We start from the raw sequence: 17,579 nt of genomic DNA, 5'->3' as shown, positions 1-17,579 counted from the left end.
GCTTCAGGGCAGCAGCGCGGTCCATTCCGGGGTGTCGAACTTTTCCCGTGCAAGCTTCACGGCGCGGCCCATCTCATCCGGGTGCAGCGAGGCCTGCTCCAGTCCGCCGTGACGGCTGCGAAACGTCTCGATCATCCGCTGGATCACCTCGGCCCGCGGCAGGCCGGTCTGGCTGCGCAGCGGATCCACGCGCTTGAGCGCGCTCTTGGTGCCCTTGTCGGACAGCTTCTCGCGGCCGATGCGCAGCACGTCCAGCATTTTCACCGCATCGATGTCATAGGCCATGGTCACGTGGTGCAGCACCGTCCCGCGGCGCCTGGCCTGGGCCGCACCGGCAATCTTGCCCGCGGGCGAGGTGATGTCGTTCAGCGGCACGTACCAGGCCTTTACCCCCAGCCCGGCCAGGGCCTCGATCACCCATTGGTCCATGTACGCATAGGCCTGCTCGAAGTCCATGCCATGCACCAGCGACTCCGGTGCCACCACCGAATAGGTGATGGTGTTGCCCGGCTCGATGAACATGGCCCCGCCTCCGCTGATCCGGCGTACCACCTGGATCCCGTAGCGTTGCGCGGCTTCCATGTCCACCTCGTTGCGCAGCGACTGGAACCGGCCCATGACCACCGCCGAAGCGCCCCACTCCCACACCCTCAGCGTGGGTGGGCTGCGGCCGGCGGCCACTTCGTCCAGCATCACATCGTCCAGCGCCATGTGCAGTGCGGGCGCCTGCGGCTCCATGTGCACCAGGCGCCAATCGTGGTCCTGCCATTGCGTGCGGCTCATGCCTGGCCTCCGGTGCCCGCAGCGGTGTCGCCCAGCGCGCGGCGAACTGCCACCGCAACGCCTTCGGCTGTGATCCCGAACATCTGCGTGTCCGGTCCCAGCGCCGCTTCCACGGCTTCGGTCAGCTCGGCCTGGCCCGCCTCAACCGGCAGGCCTTCGAGCGCCGCATCAATGGCGTCACGCGCACCGGGCGGCTCGAGGAAGAAATCCCCGCTCACCTGCACCGCAGTCATCCGCCCGGCGTCGATCACCAGGTCCACCACCACCAGCTTGCCGCCCGGCATCTTGTACTCGCCGTGGGCCGTCATGTCTGTCTTGTCCATCGGCGCAGTTTATCCGCAACGCCCGCGGCCCGGTGCGTCCGGCCGGCTTCGCGCCCTTCAGCATCCCGGCCTGCCGCGCGCCCATGGCGGCCCCAATGGGCAACAGGCAACCCACGCCCCTGCCCGATGGCAGGTGTCCGGCATCGGCCGCTTCGCCTAGGATGGCCCGGAATCCGCACCATCCCACCTGCCTTGAACCCTACCCACATCCAGCTCGTCGCCAGCGCCCTGTTCGCCGTGGCGATCATCCACACCTTCAGCACCAAGTACTTCCAGCGCCTTGCCCAGCGCCAGCCGGCCCACTCGGGCATCTGGCATCTGCTGGCCGAAGTGGAGGTGGTGTTCGGGTTCTGGGCCATGGTGTTCGTGGTGACCATGATGGCCATGGCGGGGCCGGCGGAAGCCACCACTTACGTCAATTCGCGCAACTTCACCGAGCCCATGTTTGTGTTCGCGATCATGGTGATCGCCGGCACCCGACCCATCGTCTGGCTGGCCAGCCAGCTGGTGGACGGCCTGGCGCGACTGCTGCCGTGGCGCAACGGACTGGAGTTCTGTTTCAGCGTGCTGGCGCTGGTGCCGCTGCTGGGCTCGTTCATTACCGAGCCGGCGGCCATGACCCTGGCCGCGATGCTGCTGGCCAGGCGTGTCTACCCGCTGAACATCTCGGACAGGGCGAAGTACGCCCTGCTGGGCACGCTGTTCGTCAATATCTCGATCGGCGGCGTGCTGACCCCGTTCGCAGCGCCGCCGGTGCTGATGGTGGCCGGCAAGTGGAACTGGGATCTGGCCTTCATGATGGTCAACTTCGGCTGGAAAGCTGCCTTGGCGGTGGTGATCAACGCTGCCGTGGTGGTGTTCGTGTTCCGCAAGGAGCTGGGCCAGCTGCCATCCGGCGAAGACGGCACCCCCGGCCAAACCATGCCGATGTGGGTCGTTGCCCTGCACGTACTGTTCCTGCTGGGGCTGGTGGTATTCGCGCACCACCCGGCAATGTTCATGGGCGTCTTCCTGCTGTTCATGGGCACGGCCACCGCCTACAAGCAGTACCAGGACCGGCTGATCCTGCGCGAAGGCCTGCTGGTGGCCTTCTTCCTCGCCGGGCTGGTGGTCCTCGGCGGCCAGCAGCAATGGTGGCTGCAGCCGCTGCTGCTGGACATGAGCCCCGACGCCGTGTTCTACGGCGCCGCCGCGCTCACCGCCATCACCGACAACGCCGCGCTCACCTACCTCGGTTCACTGGTGGAAGGGCTGAGCGACGAGTTCAAGTACATGCTGGTGGCCGGCGCCGTGGCAGGTGGCGGCCTGACCGTGATCGCCAACGCGCCCAACCCGGCCGGCATGTCGATCGTGCGCCGCTACTTCAAGGACCAGACCGTCAGCCCGCTCGGCCTGCTGGCCGCTGCGCTGCCGCCCACGCTCATCGCAATGGCGGCGTTCCGGCTGCTGTAAGCGCGGCGGGAACGACCCGCTCCGGGCTCAGGCCCCGCGCACGCGCGCCGTCAGCCCCTTCAGGAAAGCGCGCAGCAGCTGATCACCACAGGCACGGTAATTCTTGTGGCTTGGACTGCGAAACAGCGCCGACAGCTCCGGCTTGGACAGCGGGAAGCCGGCATCGGCGAACAGCTGGTGCATTTCGGCATCGTGCAGTTCGAACGCGACCCGCAGCTTCTTCAGCACCACGTTGTTGCTGACCCGCTTCTCCACCGGTCGCGCCGGCCGGCTGTCATCCCGGCCGCGCAGATGCACGATCAATCCGTCCAGGAAGTGCGCCAGCACCGCATCGTTGCAGTCCACATACCCCGGCTCCTCGTCCTTGAGCAGGAAAGCGCGCACCTCGTCCTTGTCCAGGGTGAGCTCCGGATCCACGAGGTGTGCGATCTCCACCACCTTCTGGTCGCTCAGGTCGAGCATGTAGCGGATGCTGCGCAGTACGTCGTTGTTGATCATTGTTTTTCGCGCCCGGGCGCCGGATTGGGGATGTGCATCATCGCTTCCATCCGCCCGCAAACCAAACCGCCATCGGCGGATCCCGGCCTGCCGCCATGGTCCAGGGCCGCGACGACTACAATTGCGCCTTTCCTTTTCGGCGCGCCCATGGCACCCAACTCCAAAATCTACAAGGCCGAACTCCAGGTCACCGACATGGACCGGCAGTACTACGCCAGCCACAACCTCACCCTGGCCCAGCATCCGTCGGAAACCCCGGAGCGGCTGATGGTGCGGCTGATCGCCTTCGCCCTGTACGCCGATGAACGGCTGGAGTTCGGCCGCGGGCTGAGCGACACCGACGAGGCCGATCTGTGGCAGCGCGACTACACCGGCGAGATCGAGCGCTGGATCGATCTGGGCCAGCCCGATGAAACCCGGATCCGCAAGGCCTGCGCCCGTGCGCGCCAGGTGGTGGTGGTGAACTACAGCGGCAACTCCGCCGCGATCTGGTGGACGAAAATCGAATCCTCGCTGTCACGGCTGAAGAACCTCACCGTGCTGGATCTTTCACCGGCGGATATCGAAGCCGCCACCGCCCTGCTGGAGCGCAGCATGCGCCTGACGGCAATGATCCAGGACGGCGAGCTGCAGCTGATGAGCAGTGAGATCAACGTGGCGATGACGCCCCAGGTGCGGACGGGCTGACTGCCCGCAGCAGCGATCGACGGACCTCTCCGGTTAACCTGCCCCCATGACCGACCCACTGCCACCAACCCCCCGGATCTGGGTGGATGCCGATGCCTGCCCCGGGCCCATCAAGGACATGCTGTTCCGCGCCGCCGAACGCGCGCAGGTACCCGTGACCCTGATCGCCAACCAGTGGCTGCACACCCCAGGTTCGCGCTACATCCGCGCGCTCCAGGTACAGGGCGGCTTTGACGCCGCCGACGATGCCATTGTCGAACGCGCCAGCGCCGGCGACCTGGTCGTCACCCAGGACATCCCGCTTGCTGCCCGCGTCCTGGACAAAGGTGCCGAAGCCGTCAATCCACACGGCGAACGCTTCACCGCCGACAACATCGCCGAGCGCCTCTCCGTCCGGAACTTCATGGAAGAGCTGCGCGGTGCGGGCGTGCAGACCGGCGGCCACGGCGCCTTCAGCGCACGGGACCGGCAGGCGTTCGCAAACCAGCTGGACGGATGGCTGGCGCGGCGGGGATAGCCACGCGGCCAACAAGCCCACCCGCACAAACCGGTCAGGTACAGTTCCCCCGTATCCCCCAGCTGACAAGCCCACATGCACCTGCCCGACAACGAATTCGATCCCGACGACAACTTTGCCATCGGCCACGTTCCACACGTCGATATCGACGAGGACGCTGCCACCGAAACGCTGGTCTGGCAGTTCCTGCTGCTCATCAACCCCGCCGATGAGGAGACGGCGCTGCACCAGTTCTCCACCTACCAGGAGGCAGCCGCCAACGCCGACGGCGAGGAGTTCGAGCCGGCCTGGGCGCTGAAGGACATCATCGACTGGAAATCCGGTTTCCAGGTCCACGCCGGCGAAACGGCCACGCTGGTGGAAAGCATCACCGAGCTCGTCTCGCGCTGGAACCTCGAACTCGACTGGGGCGTCGACGACCCGGACGACGATGACTTCCTCGCCGAGACCACCCTCTTCAACCTGCTGCAGGCCGCCTACGAGGCGCTGCGCACATACGGCTACACCTTATGGGTGTGGGAAGCCGACTCCGACACCATCGCGGGCTGGATCACCCTGACCCGCGACAACGAGGCAATGCGCACCATCGCGCCGGCGCTGGGCATCAAGCTGGGATAGGCCGCTACACTGCTGCTCCCCTTTTTTGCGGCAGCCCCCATGTCCTCTCCTTACGCCCGGCCCGCCGCCGTGGAGCCGGCAACGATCCTGCTGCACAAGCCGGCCGGCTACGACACCATCAGTGGCCCCAACCCCGCGGCAGTGCTGGTGCAGCCCGACAGCCGCTGGGATGAGGATGCTTCCGGGGTACGCCTGCTGCAGCGCCACTTCAATCGCCTGACGCCGCTGATGCCGTTGGACGCCGAGGCCAGCGGCCTGATGGTGCTGACCCAGGACGGCCGTGTCTGGCGCCGGCTGAGCGAGGACCGCGACGACATCGAGCAGGAATTCATCGTGGAGGTCGCCGGCGACATCGCGCCCTACGGCATGCACCGGCTCAACCATGGCCTCAGCTACGGCGGCCGCCCGCTGCCGCCCTGCAAGGTCAGCTGGCAGAACGAGATCCGACTGCGCTTTGCCATCAAGGGCGTCCAGGGTGGGCAGCTGCGCGACATGTGCGCGCAGGTGGGGCTGGAAGTGGTCGCCATCCGCAGGATCCGGATTGGCCGGATACCACTGGCGAAAATTCCGCCCGGCGCCTGGCGCTACCTGCCGGTGGGCGAGCGCTTCTGAATCGTATGAATGGCCGCGGGTTGCGTTCACCGGCCACAACGGGCAAGCTTGTCCGCGCTGAGTTACAAGGTCACCAATCGAATCGTGGCCTGATGTTGTAGATTCTGTACCACTACACCGTTCACCCGCTTCTTCCTTGCAGCCAGCTTCTTGCCGCCACGCGGCTCTCAATCTTTTGCTCCAAGGAGAAACAACATGTCCGACAAACAGACCGGTACCGTGAAGTGGTTCAATGACGAGAAGGGCTTCGGCTTCATCACGCCGGAAAGCGGCCCCGACCTCTTCGTCCATTACAACTCGATCCAGTCCACGGGCTTCAAGAGCCTGCAGGAAGGCCAGCAGGTGTCCTTCGTGGCCGTCCAGGGCCAGAAAGGCATGCAGGCAGATCAGGTTGAAGTGATCTGACTCCAGGCAACGCCTGTTGACAGGAAAAGCCCGGCTCACGCCGGGCTTTTTTCGTTTTGGCGCTGCGCACCGGCCTCAGATGGCCATCGCACCGGCTCCGTACGATAGGCTGGAACAAAAGCAACCCGTACACACTAAGGAGCGGGCTTTGAAAATCCAGTTGAACACCGACAACCACATCGACGGCACCGACGCCCTGGAAGAGCGGGTGAACGCGATGATCGAGCAGCACCTTGGCCGCTACTTCCCCCGCCTGAGCCGGATCGAGGTGTTCCTCTCCGACACCAACTCGTTCAAGGGTGGCCCGGCCGACAAGCGCTGCGCCATCGAGGCACGGTTGAAGAACGACGATCCGCTCGGTGCCACCGAGGATGCCGAGGACATGGAGAAGGCCATCCGTGGCGCCTGCAACAAGATCAAGGCGCTGCTGGACACCCGCATCGAGAAGCAGCGCGGGTACTGACCTGGATCCATGCCTCAAAACACCGACAGGCCGGTCATCCGCGTAAAGCGGTGCAGCGCGTAGCGGCCGAGCTGCGAGTTGCCCTTTTCGTCCAGCCCCGGTGACCACACGCACAACCCCATCACGTGCGGCACCACGGCCACGATGCCGCCGCTGACCCCGCTCTTGGCGGGCAGCCCCACGTAGAACGCAAAATCGCCAGCCGCATCGTACGTGCCGGCCGTCATCATCATCGCGTTGATACGCGTGGCGCCCTCCGCGCTGGTCACCTGCTCGCCCGAGCAGGTGCACCGGCCCGCATCGGCCAGGTATTGGACGCTCCGGGCCAGGTCCACGCAATGCATCCGCAGCGAGCACTGCAGATAGTAGAAATCCAGCACGTCCTGCGGGTCGTTGTGCAGGTTGTCGTAGCTGCGGATGAAGTTGGCCAGCGCCACGTTGCGATAGCCGCTTTCGCGCTCGGAGCTCGCCAACTCCTCGTCCTCGCCAACGTCGGCATCTCCCGATCGCGCGCGCATGAACTCCAGCAGCGTTTTCTCCGGCTCATCGTAGTTGGACAGGATCACATCCGCCGACACCAGCGCACCGGCGTTCATGAACGGATTGCGGGGAATCCCCTGCTCGTGCTCAAGCTGGATCAGCGAGTTGAACGGATCACCAGACGGCTCGCGGTCCACGCGCTCCCACAGTTCATCGCCAATCGCTTTCAAGGCCAAGGTCAGGGTGTGGACCTTGGAAATACTCTGGATCGAGATCCGCTCGCGCGAATCCCCCATCTCATGGATCGTGCCGTCCAGCAGCGCCAGCGCCATGCCGAAGCGGTCCTTGGGCACGTTGGCCAGCGAGGGAATGTAGTCCGCCACCTCGCCCTCGCCGAACCGCTGGCGCACCTCCTCGTTGATGGTGCCGAGGATGTTCTCGAAATCGAACCGGCTGACGTCGTAGGGATTGGGTGGGGGTTTGTGCATGCGCGGGTCCGCCTGGAATGGATGGCCCCACCCTATGCATCAGCCGGTCACCAACGCGTGGAGGTTGCTGACCGCGCCGTGCGGGAGCAGCCTACAGCGCGGACAGCGCTGCCCGGGCCAGCTCGATCGTCTGCTCCTCGCGCTGCGGCAGGATTTCCGCCATCCAGGCGTTGCTGGCCGCCATCAGTCCTGCGGCCCCGGAAAAGTCGTCCGGGAACGGCATCGATTCACCGTGGTAGGCGGTGACGCTGAACTGCAGGTTGCCATAGAGGACGTTGAGGTCTCCGGTGCCGACCTGCATGCGCGCCTGGTCGCCGACCCCGGAGACGTCGCGGAACCGGATTCCCGATGACGAACTGCCGCCCGCCGCACCCAACAGCACTTCGGCCGCGGCGGCGCCATCATCCCCAGTCCTGCCCGCGCCGTCGTTCTCGCGGATCTGCTCGCGCAGGGAGTCCATCGCCTCGTCGACCTCGGCCCCGCTCATTCCTGCGGTGGCGCTGGCGAAATACTTCGCCGCATCGGCGGCATTTTCCGACACCCGACTCACGTGGATGGTGGCATCCATGACTTGGCCATCGCTCTTCCACTCGTACAGGCACATGCCCATCGCTGCGTGCTGATCGATCTCGTCCACCGGCAGCCCGAACACGGTCGCCATGGTGTCCGCGGTGATCACGCTGCACGGTGTGTCCCGCAGCGAAGGATCGAACTTCGCCGTGGCGCTCGCCGACCCGCCCTGCCCACCGCCACCGGCGGCACTCGCCCCATCCCCGCCACACCCGGCCAGCATCAATGCCAGCGCCGCTGCCGAAGCGGCCGGAAAGAGGAGACGCGCCGCGGCCGTGTGGCCTGTGGGACGAAAAGATACCTGCATGACGTGAATCTCCTGGCACGATCGTTCGCGCGTTCAATGGGTATGGCTGGGGGTGTCTGGCTCCCCCGGTATACGCCGAGCGACCGGGAGACCGGACACGGGCAGATGCGGAAGGCGCAGTCCGCGAAATCTCTGCTTGCGCTTCTTCGCCACAAGGGCCAAGCTGTGCGCGCTGAGTTTCAAGGTCACCCCACGAATCGTGGCCTGACGTCGTAGATTGCGTTCCACTACACCGGATACCCGCTTTTCCTCCTTGCAGCCAGCTTCTGCCGCCACGTGCGGCCCTCAATCTATTTGCTCCAAGGAGTTACAAAAATGTCCGAGAAACAGACCGGTACCGTGAAGTGGTTCAACGACGCCAAGGGCTTCGGGTTCATCACCCCGGAAAGCGGCCCTGACCTGTTCGTGCACTTCAACTCGATCCAGTCCTCAGGCTTCAAGAGCCTGCAGGAAGGCCAGCAGGTGTCCTTCGTGGCCGTCCAGGGCCAGAAAGGCATGCAGGCCGACCAGGTCGAAGTGATCTAAGACAGGCCAACGCCTGTTGCAGGAAAAGCCCGGCTCCGGCCGGGCTTTTTGCGTTTTGGGGGCTATCTCATGGATCGTGCCGTCCAGCCACGCCAGCGCCGCTCATAGCGCGGCAAAGAACCGAAGCATGTGCGCGGACGCATCCGGGCCTTGCGGATCGGCGTAGGTGCCGGCCGTGTCACCGCCAGCCCAGGCGTGGCCGGCGCCGTGGATGACCCAGTGCTCGGCGGCGATGCGCGCGTCGGCATTGCGGTGCACCGTGCGGGTAAAGCTGCGCCCGCCCGAGGCGATGTCGCGTTCAACGGTGGTGGACCGGGCCGCGGCATCCAGCCCCCCGCCACTGGCCAGGCTCTGCTCGATCACGCCGTGGCCATTGTCGGGATGCACGGTGGCGTCGCTGTCACCGTGAAAGACGATCGCCGGCACGCTCCGGGTGCCGCTGGCGGATGTGCACCGACCTGGTCCACCGCCCTTGCGCATGGCTGCGAATGCCGAAGGCATGTCGCTGGCCAGCCCGGTCGGCAGGCCGGAGTGCACTCCGATGGCGGCGTAGACATCCGGGTACGTGCTGGCCAGCACCGCGGCCATCGCCCCACCTGCTGACAAGCCCGCCACGTAGACGCGACCGGCATCGAGCCGGTGCGTGGCTACAAGCTGCCGGGTCAGTGCGGCCAGGATCTCCGGCTCGCCCTTGCCGCGCTGCTGGTCGCTGCCGCGGAACCAGTTCCAGCAGCGATTCTGGTTGCGTAGCGCAGACTGCGCGGGCCAGGCCACGACGTAGCCGTGCTCGTCAGCAAGCCGGTTCATGCGCGTGCCGCGGGCAAAGTCCTCCGGCGTCTGCGTGCAGCCATGCAGCATCACCAGCAAGGGCGCGCCGGCGGTGTCCAGGCCTTCCGGAATGTGCAGCCGGTATTCCAGCTCACCGGCATCACAGGAAAGCCGATGGCGGGCATCACTGACATCGCCAGCACCAGGGGCCCGGAATGGTGCCTCTGCGGGGGACGCCTCACCGTCATCGATCACCCGGAACTCGCCTTCGATACATGGCCCATTGGCGGCTGTATCACCAGTTCCGCTGCCCGCAGGGTGCGGCGACGCCTGGCCAGCGCCGCCGCCAAGCGCATGTTGAAGGGTACGTGTCGCAGCCTGCAGATCGCCGGTCTGCATCAGGCGCATCGCTTCGTGCATAACGTCTTTACGGGGAGTCATGGGGGATCCTGTTCAGTGGATGCGGCCGGCCAGGGCGGCCTTGACCTTGGGGCTGGCCTGGAGCGCGCCGAGCACGGTGATCGATTCGATCGTCTCCAACGCCAGCTCCGGCGTAACGTCATCGGCGATCCGCACCAGTCCCAGAGCCTGGATCCGCAGGCGCTCTCCCGCGGCGCGCGCGGCCTCGAGCTCACGACGGCCGTACTCCTGCAGCCCCATCACCAGGGTCCGGCGGGCGACCGTATGCCGCAGCACCTCCCCATGGGAAGCGAGCTGGTTGCGGATGGCGGTGCGGATGAGATCGGTGCGGTTGGAGTAGAAGCCTTCCTGCACCAGCAGGTCGATCTGGCCCAAATCGACCACCCCGAGGTTGATGGTGATCTTCTCGCTGTCGGCAACGGCACGCGGTCGTGGATCTGACATGTAATTGGGGTCCTGGATGATGAGCGGCATCCTAGCACCATCCATATGGATGGTTTATGAGTGCCGGCGATCACGTTATGCTTGCCGCTGACTCCCGGGGAGGCACGCACCATGCAAGGACCCAAGACCGCGGGGCTCGTAGCCCTGCTCACCGTGGCACTGGCCGGCGGATGCACCCCAGCGAACGATTCCGAACCCGCCAACGCAGTTGAACCGCAGCCGACGGCCATCACCGCCACCTCGACGGCAGATGATGCGCAACCTGCCGCGCTCACTGATGCCAACCTGGAAGCCTATGCCCGCGCACTTGCCAAGCAGGCCGAGATCATCCGCCGACCGGGTCGCGGCACGCACTACGGCGTCACCGTCAGCATCTACGACAGCGAAGGCGAGTCGGGCGAGGTGCTGGAAGCAGCCGGCATGACGGTGGAGGAGTTCCACGCGGTGGACCGGCTGGTGGAGCCGGTGTTCACCACCCTCAACTTCCAGGGAGAAATCGGCCCGCCGCGCTCGATCAACCTGGAGGAAGCCTCGCCCGAGTGGAAGGAGCGCCTGGCGGGCGACCCCTTTACCAGCCTGCCGCCGGAATCAGCCGCCGCCCTGCGCCGCCACATGGATACGCTGGTACCGCTGTGGAGCGATATCGTGGGAATGACGGCGCAACACGGGCAATAACGTTTACCCGGCTCTACTGATCAGCCTTCCAGCACCCAGGCCAGCGCTTCATCGCGCTGCTCCGGCTTGAACACCCGATAGCTCACGAACGGAAGCAGCGCGCTCTCGATGCGCGTGCCCGCGCGCACCCAGGCCTGATCGGCCACCACCGCCACCCGCCCGAAGCTTCGCAGCTTGCCAAACAGCGGCATCGCCCGGGCGATATGAGAACCCAGCCCGGACACCTCGATCGCATCGAGGGAACGGGTTTCCACGAACACATGCACCTTGTCGTGGGCCGCCAGGCTGCCTTCCAGACGGTCCATCACCGCGGCAAGGTCGGCGCTGGTGACCTTGTCCTCGATTAATACCGCAATGACGTCGTCGGGGCTCTGGATGAACTTGAGCATTGGGAACCTCCGGCTCTGCGGGATTGTGCGGGAGTGGCCAAGTCTACAGTCCTGACCCCGCCGCCCAGTCTCAGAGCTCCGCAAGCCACTGCCAAGCGACGCGCGCGCTTCAGTGACGAATCAATTAGGGATACGGATAAGTTGAAGTCGTGAGCTTACATTCGGATCTGACTGGGGAGTCCAGCTCGCCGGCGATATCACCATCTCGGCCATAAGAGAAGTACTCAATATATTGCCTACACGACTCGATCTTTCCTTTAAAAAGTACGGATTTGAGCACTGATGTGTTTTCCCAAGAATGGTATTCACTTACCAACTTGGCAACTATCGGACGACCAGCTTCATCGTAAAAAACGACACTCGATGCCAAGCCGGGGCCAAACTCCCCGATCGATGGATAAACAAATTGAACCCAAGGAGTCATGCCACTGATCCCTGCCAGCACATCGACATAGTTAGGCGCTTCCCAAGGGGCCATAATCTCTTCTGGATCGTCCGGAACAATTTCTCCGAGGCCACAACCCGACTCGATGGACTGAAGCGCGTCATATGCGACTGTCAACTCGTTTGACGTCGAGATGTTAAGGAATTCTTCCAAATCGTAGCTAACGGGTGCGTTATCGGTCCCGACAGGAATATCCTTCAAAAACTTCGCACAGGATTTTCCCGAATCCTGATCGTCACCGGCATGCGTGATACATCCGGCCAGAAATGAGGCAGACAAAACAATGGGTAGAAGCGCCAAATTATTAATTTTCATTGATTTCTGCGATTGTCGGATTGTAGCCCTGAAGGTGCAAATGATGCTGGTGGTTCCTTAAGTGTTGGGTGTGCCTAAGAAGCCTACTTTCACCACCAATCACGTATCGCCAAGCTCTGAGATCACTCCACCCATATTTTCGTAGGGCATCATTAAATCTATTTTGCCTTTCCTCATCCATCAGCTCGGGATTGACATCAATATGAAGACTGGTTTGATCTTGGGTTGTCCCGTCGGCTCGGAAGTACTTGAAGTCGCCATTTACGCCATTTCTATGACTCGAGCTTCCTCCGATGGAATGCCCTCTATGGTCGCTGAAGCCATTGCATGAAACATCAACAAAGCTGGTGTCCAGCATGGCGCCAAATAGACTAGCCATCGCATCATCCGCAACATATGGACGCAGCGTCAATCGCTCATCGTAGTGAAATCCATATCGGACGTCACCCGACGCATAATCCTCAACGTCCCGGAGGTCCATCAGCCGGACAATCCCTTCCGCTTGCGCGTTACCGGGCCCCACACGCCCGGCGAGAATAAACGTATACTCTCCCAAGTCGTGCTCTGACCCTATCGCGTCGACATATATGTATCTAATTATATTCGTCTTCGCTGGATTTATAACCGAAGGCGTGATTCGCTCCAACGAACCATCTTCGTACAGGATCCGGTAGGTCAAACAGTCATACTCCCGCCTCGAGAAAAAGTTTTTAATAAAACCGATGGGATGTAGGTGATGTACGTCTGAATTCGATGGGAATCCATGTTGACCGGCAACATCGGGCCAAATGACCAACTCTCCGATCCGCCCCTTCTCATGCTCCCAATCCTTGCGTAGCGTCTCGTCTTCAATCAGCTCATCGATCCTGCTCCAACGGTCCGACGGATCCGACCACTCACTGGGATAGCGGATCACCAAGCGCGAAATCGCGTCTGCCAACCAATCAGTCTTCAGCGCGTTGCGAAGTTCCAGCGGGGTGATTTCCCGGTTTCCGTCACTGTCGATGGCCCGTCCCAGGGCGTCAAACAGCGGGCTTTGTTCGATGTTGCTGGCGGCAGTGTCGAACTCGTCGCGTTCCTGCGGCTGTGCACGTCCGCTGGCGGCCAGCTCGCGAGCGAACAGTTCTCGCGGCTCCAATTCGGCGACATCGAAAAGCTCGAAGCCGGGCCAAGCCCAAGGGGAACAGATCTCCACGTTGGCGTGTCCGCTCTCCCGCACCCAGCCGCGGGTCAGCTCTCCTGACGACGTGGGGGCATCAACCTGGAACCATCGCGTGCCATCGGCCTCTTTGAGCGACTCTTCTATTGCGGCGACGGGAATCACCCGGGAATACCCCACCGCCTCTACTCTGGCATTGGCGGCCTGCAGGGGAAATCGCGACCAGGCACGGCCCGGCGCCGTGACCAGCGCCTGTTGGTCGGCGGTGCCGCGACTGACCCAAACTTCGCTCCCAGTGGGTGTCAGCAGCTTTCGGCGCGGATACGTGGCCTTATCGGTCAGGGCGTTGTACGCGCCCAGCGTGATCTCATTACCCTCTGCATTCACGGCGGCAATGAAGATCCTGCCGTCTCCGTAGGTGCGGGTGGCAACGTTGAAGTCCGCGGGCCGCTGGTCAACGATGGCCACCGTGCCCTTTCTGCCGATGACCCACCGGCCGTCACCATCACCAATTTGAACGACCGCCTCATCAGCCGCCAGCTCGATGTCCGGCGCGGAAGGCTGGACCAGCCGGGCACCCGGCCTGACATGCAGCAGGGTCTTCTGGCGTGCATCAAGCTGGGCGTCCCGGGACCGGCTTTGGGCAATGAAGCCCGCCAGGTCTTCGTGGGTGAACACGTCCACCTGGGCCAGCGGACGCCCAGTAGAGCATTGCGCCAGCGCATCCATGTCCAGATAGCGCTGGTATTCCCCGAGGTGCCCAACAATATCGCCAGCCTTGATCCCGACCGGCTCGGGCGGGATATAGACGCTGCCCTTGGCGTGAGGCTCACTGACCGGGTCGAGCCCTTCCCTTGAAGAGCCCGTCCCTTTGTAGACGTACATTCCGACCACATCGTCGGGATAGGTGGCCCCTCCTATGACCTCGGTGATCCGGTAGTAGCTGCTCCGCGCCGGGTTGGCCTCCCCAAGCTTCAGCTTGACCCCGCGCGGCGCGAACCCGGTGATCCGATGGTTGGCATCACGGATATTCATGCCGGTTCTACCGGACTCGGGAATGAACGGGTTCCGGCCACGATCACTATCTACGGCGCGCTCTCCCACCAGATACACGGAGCCGTCCCAGAAGGCCGGTCGCTTGAGATCCGCGTCGGCTTTATAGGCGTTCCAGTTCCTAAGGTGCATGTACAGGCTGAAAAACAGCAGGGATGGCTCGGCATCTGCTGCCGGGGTGCTCTCGCCATTTGCGCCGGCAGCCTGGGGCGCAGGCGGCAACTGCAACCGGTGCCTGACCAGCACGAATCCACGGGAATAAGTGGCGGCCGCGCAGCTGTCGTACTTGACTGTCGGGTAGTCCTCATCGATCCGGTAGGCGATCACCTGGCCGTCAGCGATGCAGCGTATGCCCCCATCCTGGGCCAGGCTTCTCCCCGTCTCCGCCCCGAAGTGGATCCCACCGTGCCATTGGCCGTTGCAGCCAATCGGGAAAAAGCCGTCTTCGGCTTGCGACAGCGCCTGGAAGTAGTCCTTTGCGTTGGCCTCGGCCGTTTGCGACTGGCCATTACCAGGGGCACCTGGTTTGGGAAAAGGAAAAAGCGTCCGGCTCAGCGGAGCCGGATGTTGCGAAGTGTCTGACATGAGGCGTCCTTGCCGATCATCCTGAGAAATCAAGCATCCGTTTTGGATTCAGCTTCACAATGCCGTCCGGAAGCGACATGCGGTGATCCCCGCCCGCCCCACCCTTGAACGGCCCCTGCGCCGCCTTCACCGTGAAATTCCCCGGGCACTCGAAGGTGATGTCCCCACCCTCCAGCGTCACCCTCGCCTGCCCGGCCTGCAGCACGATCTTCTCCTTGGCCAGCACATCGATGCGGTCATCCGTGGCGGTGACGGTGACGGACTGGTCTGCGAGCACCTCCAGCTCACCGGTATGCGCCTGCAGGCTGACGGGGCCGTTGGCGGCGATGGCGCGGATCGGGCCCGCGTGGGCGTAAAGGGCAACGTGCTGGCCGCTGACATTGGAGAAGGTCTGGCCGGCAGCAAGATGGGCATCCTGCTGGACGGTCAGGTGCAGTGCGCCGCCGGCAAAAGCGACGGCGCTCTTCTGGGTGGCGAAGGCGATGGATTCGGGCGACTCGGCGATCAGCTTCGCATCGGCGAAGCGCTCCACCGGGTCTTCACCCGGCTCGCGGCTGCCGGGGGCGGGCTTCATGGCGCTCTGGCCACCGACGCTGCCGCTGTAGCGGCCCTGCTCTTCCGGGTCGATGGCTTCGCGCAGGGCGGTCAGCTGTTCGTTGGCGCTGAACCCGGGCACCTGTTGCTGCTCCAGGGTCTCGTGCAGGGCTTCGGCGGTGCGCTCGGCACCCTTCAGCTGGGAAACGGCTTCACCGATATCCAGCTGGGTCGAGGCGCCTTCCGGCCGGGCGGTGGTGGAGAGCAGCAGGCCCTGGCCGGCGTGGACGTTGCCCCAGCCTTCGGTGGCCAGCTCAACGCCCTCCCCGCGCAACCCACCGCGGCTGCTGCCCTGGTGGCCAATCAGGTAGCCCAGCTCCAGCCGGCTGTCAGCCAGGCTGGTATGCAGGCGCGTGCGCAGCTGGCCGGGGGTATCGTCGATCACCCATTGTTGGGTGCCGGCGCCGTCGTGCGACTGTGTATGCAAGCCGCTGAGGGTGCCGGGATGGTTGTCGGCGCTATCTATACCGCCACCAAACGGCGGTGCAACCTCGCCGTTGTAGAGCTGGCCGGTGATGCGCGGCTGATCGATGTCGCCGTGGGCGAACTCCACCAGCACCTCCGCGCCGATGCGTGGCAGGAAGTGGCTACCCCAGTTTGGGCCGGCGATCCACTCGGCCACGGGCACCCAGGTGCCGCTGGTGTGGTCGCCGGGCGCGTGGCCGGGGTGGCTGCTTGCGGTGTCGGTCAGGCCGCCGGAGTTCGGGGCCGGGCCGCGCTGCCAGGCAAACTGGATACGCACCTGATGGTCGCGGTTGGGCGTCACCGCAGCATCGGGCAGGCCCACCACCCGCGCGGTCTGCGGGCCATGCGCCGTCGGGCGTGAACGCGGCAGGGGCGCAATCGGCACGCCGGCCGGAGCGGCCACAAAACGGTTGCGGTAGCTGCCCTGCTCCAGATCCGACGCGACCAGCAAAGCGGTGATGCCGGCGCCCAGGTTGTTCACGCCCACATGCACCACGTTGAGCGGTACGAAGCCGGCCCCCTCGTGCACGCTGTGCTGCACCAGCGAGTAGCCCACCCCCGCGGCCAGATCGCGCACGCTGCCGCTGCCCCCGTAGAGATCCTGCGCCAGCCGCAGCGCGTCCAGCCGGTGGCCGGCTTCGGCCTGGGCATGCGCATTGTCTTCAAAGCGGCCGTCACCCGACTGGGTGAATACCTCCAGCACCGGCAAGGTTCCGGCATCTGCCTCGGCCACGCCCGTGGTGCTCGCCAGCCGTTCGCTGTGCCAGCTGCCGACCTGGTTGCGGTTGGGCACCAGCTGGCGCCGGCGGGCAAACGCACTGATGGCGTCGTCGCGCTCGGTGGCATCGATGCGGTGGAACCGCAGCGCGCGACCCTCCGGCACCTCGGCCTGCTGGTCGAAGATCACCAGCGTATGGCCCGCTTCCGTATCGTCCTCGCCGTCCGCCTGGGCATGCTCGTAACGCCACGCCAGCCCAGCCTCGGACAGCAGGCGGGTAGCAAACTCCCAGTCGCTCTCACGGTACTGGGTGGTGATCGCGCGCACCGGCATGTGTCGGGTGACGTCGAAGCGCCAGTCAGCCTGCGGGTAGTCGGCAAACAGCTGCTCCAGCACCCCATGCAGATCAAGGTCCTGGAACACCAAGGCATTGCGGCGATGGGTGAGCAGCGCAGTCCACGGCTCGATCAGCAGCCGGTAGCGCGCCAAGCCGCCGTCGCCGCCCAGCGGTGCGACTGCGGTACACAGCCCGTGCCAGCGGCGCTTCTGCCCGCCGGCGCGGGTGAGCAGGAGCGTCAGCGGCTTGCCAAGCAGCTCATCGGGATCAAGGAATGCGCTGGTGGCCAGCACGTCAACCTCGAAGCGAAACGGCGCACACACCGCCTCGCTGCCTTCAAAGCGCTCGACTACCAACCCCTCGACCGGGGCATCCAGCTGGATCAGCCGTGCGTGCTGGGAGGGTGTGGCCAGGGCGGTAAGCGCCTGCTGGGCCATGGACCCAATGTCCGGGTACGTCCTTTGTACGGCCATCGGTGCATCCT

20 protein-coding genes and 1 pseudogene are annotated in these 17,579 nt (G+C 64.4%); 9 read left to right on the top strand and 12 right to left on the bottom strand.

From position 1 onward, the window contains the following. Positions 1 to 3 precede the first annotated feature (3 nt). The gene (locus ACW7G3_RS01365) at positions 4 to 783 is read right to left on the bottom strand and encodes a lipoate--protein ligase family protein (RefSeq protein ID WP_456980719.1); all 780 of its coding nucleotides are present in this window, start codon (positions 781 to 783) and stop codon (positions 4 to 6) included. Further along, positions 780 to 1,106, bottom strand: a complete 327-nt coding sequence (locus ACW7G3_RS01360) for a biotin--protein ligase (RefSeq protein WP_456980718.1) — start codon at positions 1,104 to 1,106, stop codon at positions 780 to 782. Before ACW7G3_RS01360 ends, ACW7G3_RS01365 begins: the two co-directional genes overlap by 4 nt. Before the next feature lie 192 nt (positions 1,107 to 1,298). Here ACW7G3_RS01360 and ACW7G3_RS01355 point away from each other — a divergent pair, with 192 nt between their 5' ends. Continuing rightward, on the top strand, positions 1,299 to 2,558 hold the full coding sequence (locus tag ACW7G3_RS01355) for a putative Na+/H+ antiporter (protein WP_456980717.1): 1,260 nt from the start codon (positions 1,299 to 1,301) through the stop codon (positions 2,556 to 2,558). Between the two features lie 27 nt (positions 2,559 to 2,585). Here the strand turns inward: ACW7G3_RS01355 and ACW7G3_RS01350 are convergent, their stop codons facing one another. Together ACW7G3_RS01350 and ACW7G3_RS01345 are read right to left on the bottom strand one after the other, a co-directional pair. Further along, on the bottom strand, positions 2,586 to 3,056 hold the full coding sequence (locus tag ACW7G3_RS01350) for a DUF1456 family protein (protein ID WP_456980716.1): 471 nt from the start codon (positions 3,054 to 3,056) through the stop codon (positions 2,586 to 2,588). Next, a complete protein-coding gene (locus ACW7G3_RS01345; protein WP_456980715.1) occupies positions 3,053 to 3,205 on the bottom strand; it encodes a hypothetical protein in 153 nt (50 codons plus the stop codon). The genes ACW7G3_RS01350 and ACW7G3_RS01345 overlap by 4 nt, the downstream gene beginning before the upstream one ends. Between ACW7G3_RS01345 and ACW7G3_RS01340 the strand changes: the two genes are divergently transcribed. The 6 genes and pseudogenes from ACW7G3_RS01340 to ACW7G3_RS01315 all read left to right on the top strand — a co-directional run bounded on the left by ACW7G3_RS01340 (position 3,204) and on the right by ACW7G3_RS01315 (position 6,358). Then, the gene (locus tag ACW7G3_RS01340; protein ID WP_456980714.1) at positions 3,204 to 3,743 is read left to right on the top strand and encodes a YaeQ family protein; all 540 of its coding nucleotides are present in this window, start codon (positions 3,204 to 3,206) and stop codon (positions 3,741 to 3,743) included. The genes ACW7G3_RS01345 and ACW7G3_RS01340 overlap by 2 nt on opposite strands. Before the next feature lie 46 nt (positions 3,744 to 3,789). Next, positions 3,790 to 4,260 carry a YaiI/YqxD family protein gene (locus tag ACW7G3_RS01335; RefSeq protein ID WP_456980713.1) on the top strand — a complete coding sequence of 157 codons (471 nt, stop codon included), beginning with the start codon at positions 3,790 to 3,792 and terminating at the stop codon, positions 4,258 to 4,260. An 81-nt stretch (positions 4,261 to 4,341) separates the two neighbouring features. Next, the gene (locus ACW7G3_RS01330) at positions 4,342 to 4,878 is read left to right on the top strand and encodes a DUF6630 family protein (RefSeq protein WP_456981126.1); all 537 of its coding nucleotides are present in this window, start codon (positions 4,342 to 4,344) and stop codon (positions 4,876 to 4,878) included. Between the two features lie 54 nt (positions 4,879 to 4,932). Then, positions 4,933 to 5,490, top strand: a pseudogene (locus ACW7G3_RS01325) (pseudouridine synthase); the annotation flags it as partial. A gap of 195 nt (positions 5,491 to 5,685) precedes the next feature. Beyond that, a complete protein-coding gene (locus tag ACW7G3_RS01320) occupies positions 5,686 to 5,895 on the top strand; it encodes a cold-shock protein (RefSeq protein ID WP_343258732.1) in 210 nt (69 codons plus the stop codon). 148 nt (positions 5,896 to 6,043) lie between these two features. Further along, complete coding sequence (locus ACW7G3_RS01315) at positions 6,044 to 6,358, top strand: HPF/RaiA family ribosome-associated protein (protein WP_456971763.1); 315 nt, start codon at positions 6,044 to 6,046, stop codon at positions 6,356 to 6,358. A 14-nt stretch (positions 6,359 to 6,372) separates the two neighbouring features. Here ACW7G3_RS01315 and ACW7G3_RS01310 read toward each other — a convergent pair whose 3' ends face one another. Further along, positions 6,373 to 7,326 carry a glutaminase gene (locus ACW7G3_RS01310; protein WP_456980712.1) on the bottom strand — a complete coding sequence of 318 codons (954 nt, stop codon included), beginning with the start codon at positions 7,324 to 7,326 and terminating at the stop codon, positions 6,373 to 6,375. A 91-nt stretch (positions 7,327 to 7,417) separates the two neighbouring features. Then, positions 7,418 to 8,203: a hypothetical protein gene (locus ACW7G3_RS01305; RefSeq protein ID WP_456980711.1), complete on the bottom strand. Its 786-nt coding sequence runs from the start codon at positions 8,201 to 8,203 to the stop codon at positions 7,418 to 7,420. Positions 8,204 to 8,518: 315 nt separating this feature from the next. Between ACW7G3_RS01305 and ACW7G3_RS01300 the strand changes: the two genes are divergently transcribed. Beyond that, positions 8,519 to 8,728 carry a cold-shock protein gene (locus tag ACW7G3_RS01300; RefSeq protein WP_456971757.1) on the top strand — a complete coding sequence of 70 codons (210 nt, stop codon included), beginning with the start codon at positions 8,519 to 8,521 and terminating at the stop codon, positions 8,726 to 8,728. Positions 8,729 to 8,830: 102 nt separating this feature from the next. Here ACW7G3_RS01300 and ACW7G3_RS01295 read toward each other — a convergent pair whose 3' ends face one another. Next, the gene (locus ACW7G3_RS01295; protein WP_456980710.1) at positions 8,831 to 9,937 is read right to left on the bottom strand and encodes an extracellular catalytic domain type 1 short-chain-length polyhydroxyalkanoate depolymerase; all 1,107 of its coding nucleotides are present in this window, start codon (positions 9,935 to 9,937) and stop codon (positions 8,831 to 8,833) included. Positions 9,938 to 9,949: 12 nt separating this feature from the next. Further along, positions 9,950 to 10,360, bottom strand: coding sequence for a hypothetical protein (locus tag ACW7G3_RS01290; protein WP_456980709.1), 411 nt, complete (start codon positions 10,358 to 10,360; stop codon positions 9,950 to 9,952). Between the two features lie 111 nt (positions 10,361 to 10,471). Between ACW7G3_RS01290 and ACW7G3_RS01285 the strand changes: the two genes are divergently transcribed. Further along, positions 10,472 to 11,035: a hypothetical protein gene (locus ACW7G3_RS01285; protein WP_456980708.1), complete on the top strand. Its 564-nt coding sequence runs from the start codon at positions 10,472 to 10,474 to the stop codon at positions 11,033 to 11,035. 20 nt (positions 11,036 to 11,055) lie between these two features. Here ACW7G3_RS01285 and ACW7G3_RS01280 read toward each other — a convergent pair whose 3' ends face one another. The 4 genes from ACW7G3_RS01280 to ACW7G3_RS01265 form a co-directional block, all read right to left on the bottom strand. Continuing rightward, positions 11,056 to 11,424 carry an STAS/SEC14 domain-containing protein gene (locus ACW7G3_RS01280; protein ID WP_456980707.1) on the bottom strand — a complete coding sequence of 123 codons (369 nt, stop codon included), beginning with the start codon at positions 11,422 to 11,424 and terminating at the stop codon, positions 11,056 to 11,058. A gap of 124 nt (positions 11,425 to 11,548) precedes the next feature. After that, positions 11,549 to 12,184, bottom strand: coding sequence for a hypothetical protein (locus ACW7G3_RS01275; protein WP_456980706.1), 636 nt, complete (start codon positions 12,182 to 12,184; stop codon positions 11,549 to 11,551). After that, positions 12,174 to 14,981 carry a calcium-binding protein gene (locus ACW7G3_RS01270; RefSeq protein ID WP_456980705.1) on the bottom strand — a complete coding sequence of 936 codons (2,808 nt, stop codon included), beginning with the start codon at positions 14,979 to 14,981 and terminating at the stop codon, positions 12,174 to 12,176. Before ACW7G3_RS01270 ends, ACW7G3_RS01275 begins: the two co-directional genes overlap by 11 nt. A 16-nt stretch (positions 14,982 to 14,997) precedes the next feature. Beyond that, positions 14,998 to 17,532, bottom strand: a complete 2,535-nt coding sequence (locus ACW7G3_RS01265; protein ID WP_456980704.1) for a type VI secretion system Vgr family protein — start codon at positions 17,530 to 17,532, stop codon at positions 14,998 to 15,000. Positions 17,533 to 17,579 lie beyond the last annotated feature (47 nt).

It is taken from the genome of Luteimonas sp. A478 (genome assembly GCF_054052025.1).
The sequence above is the reverse complement of the archived record's forward strand: the minus strand, read 5'-3'. Positions and strand labels throughout refer to the sequence as shown.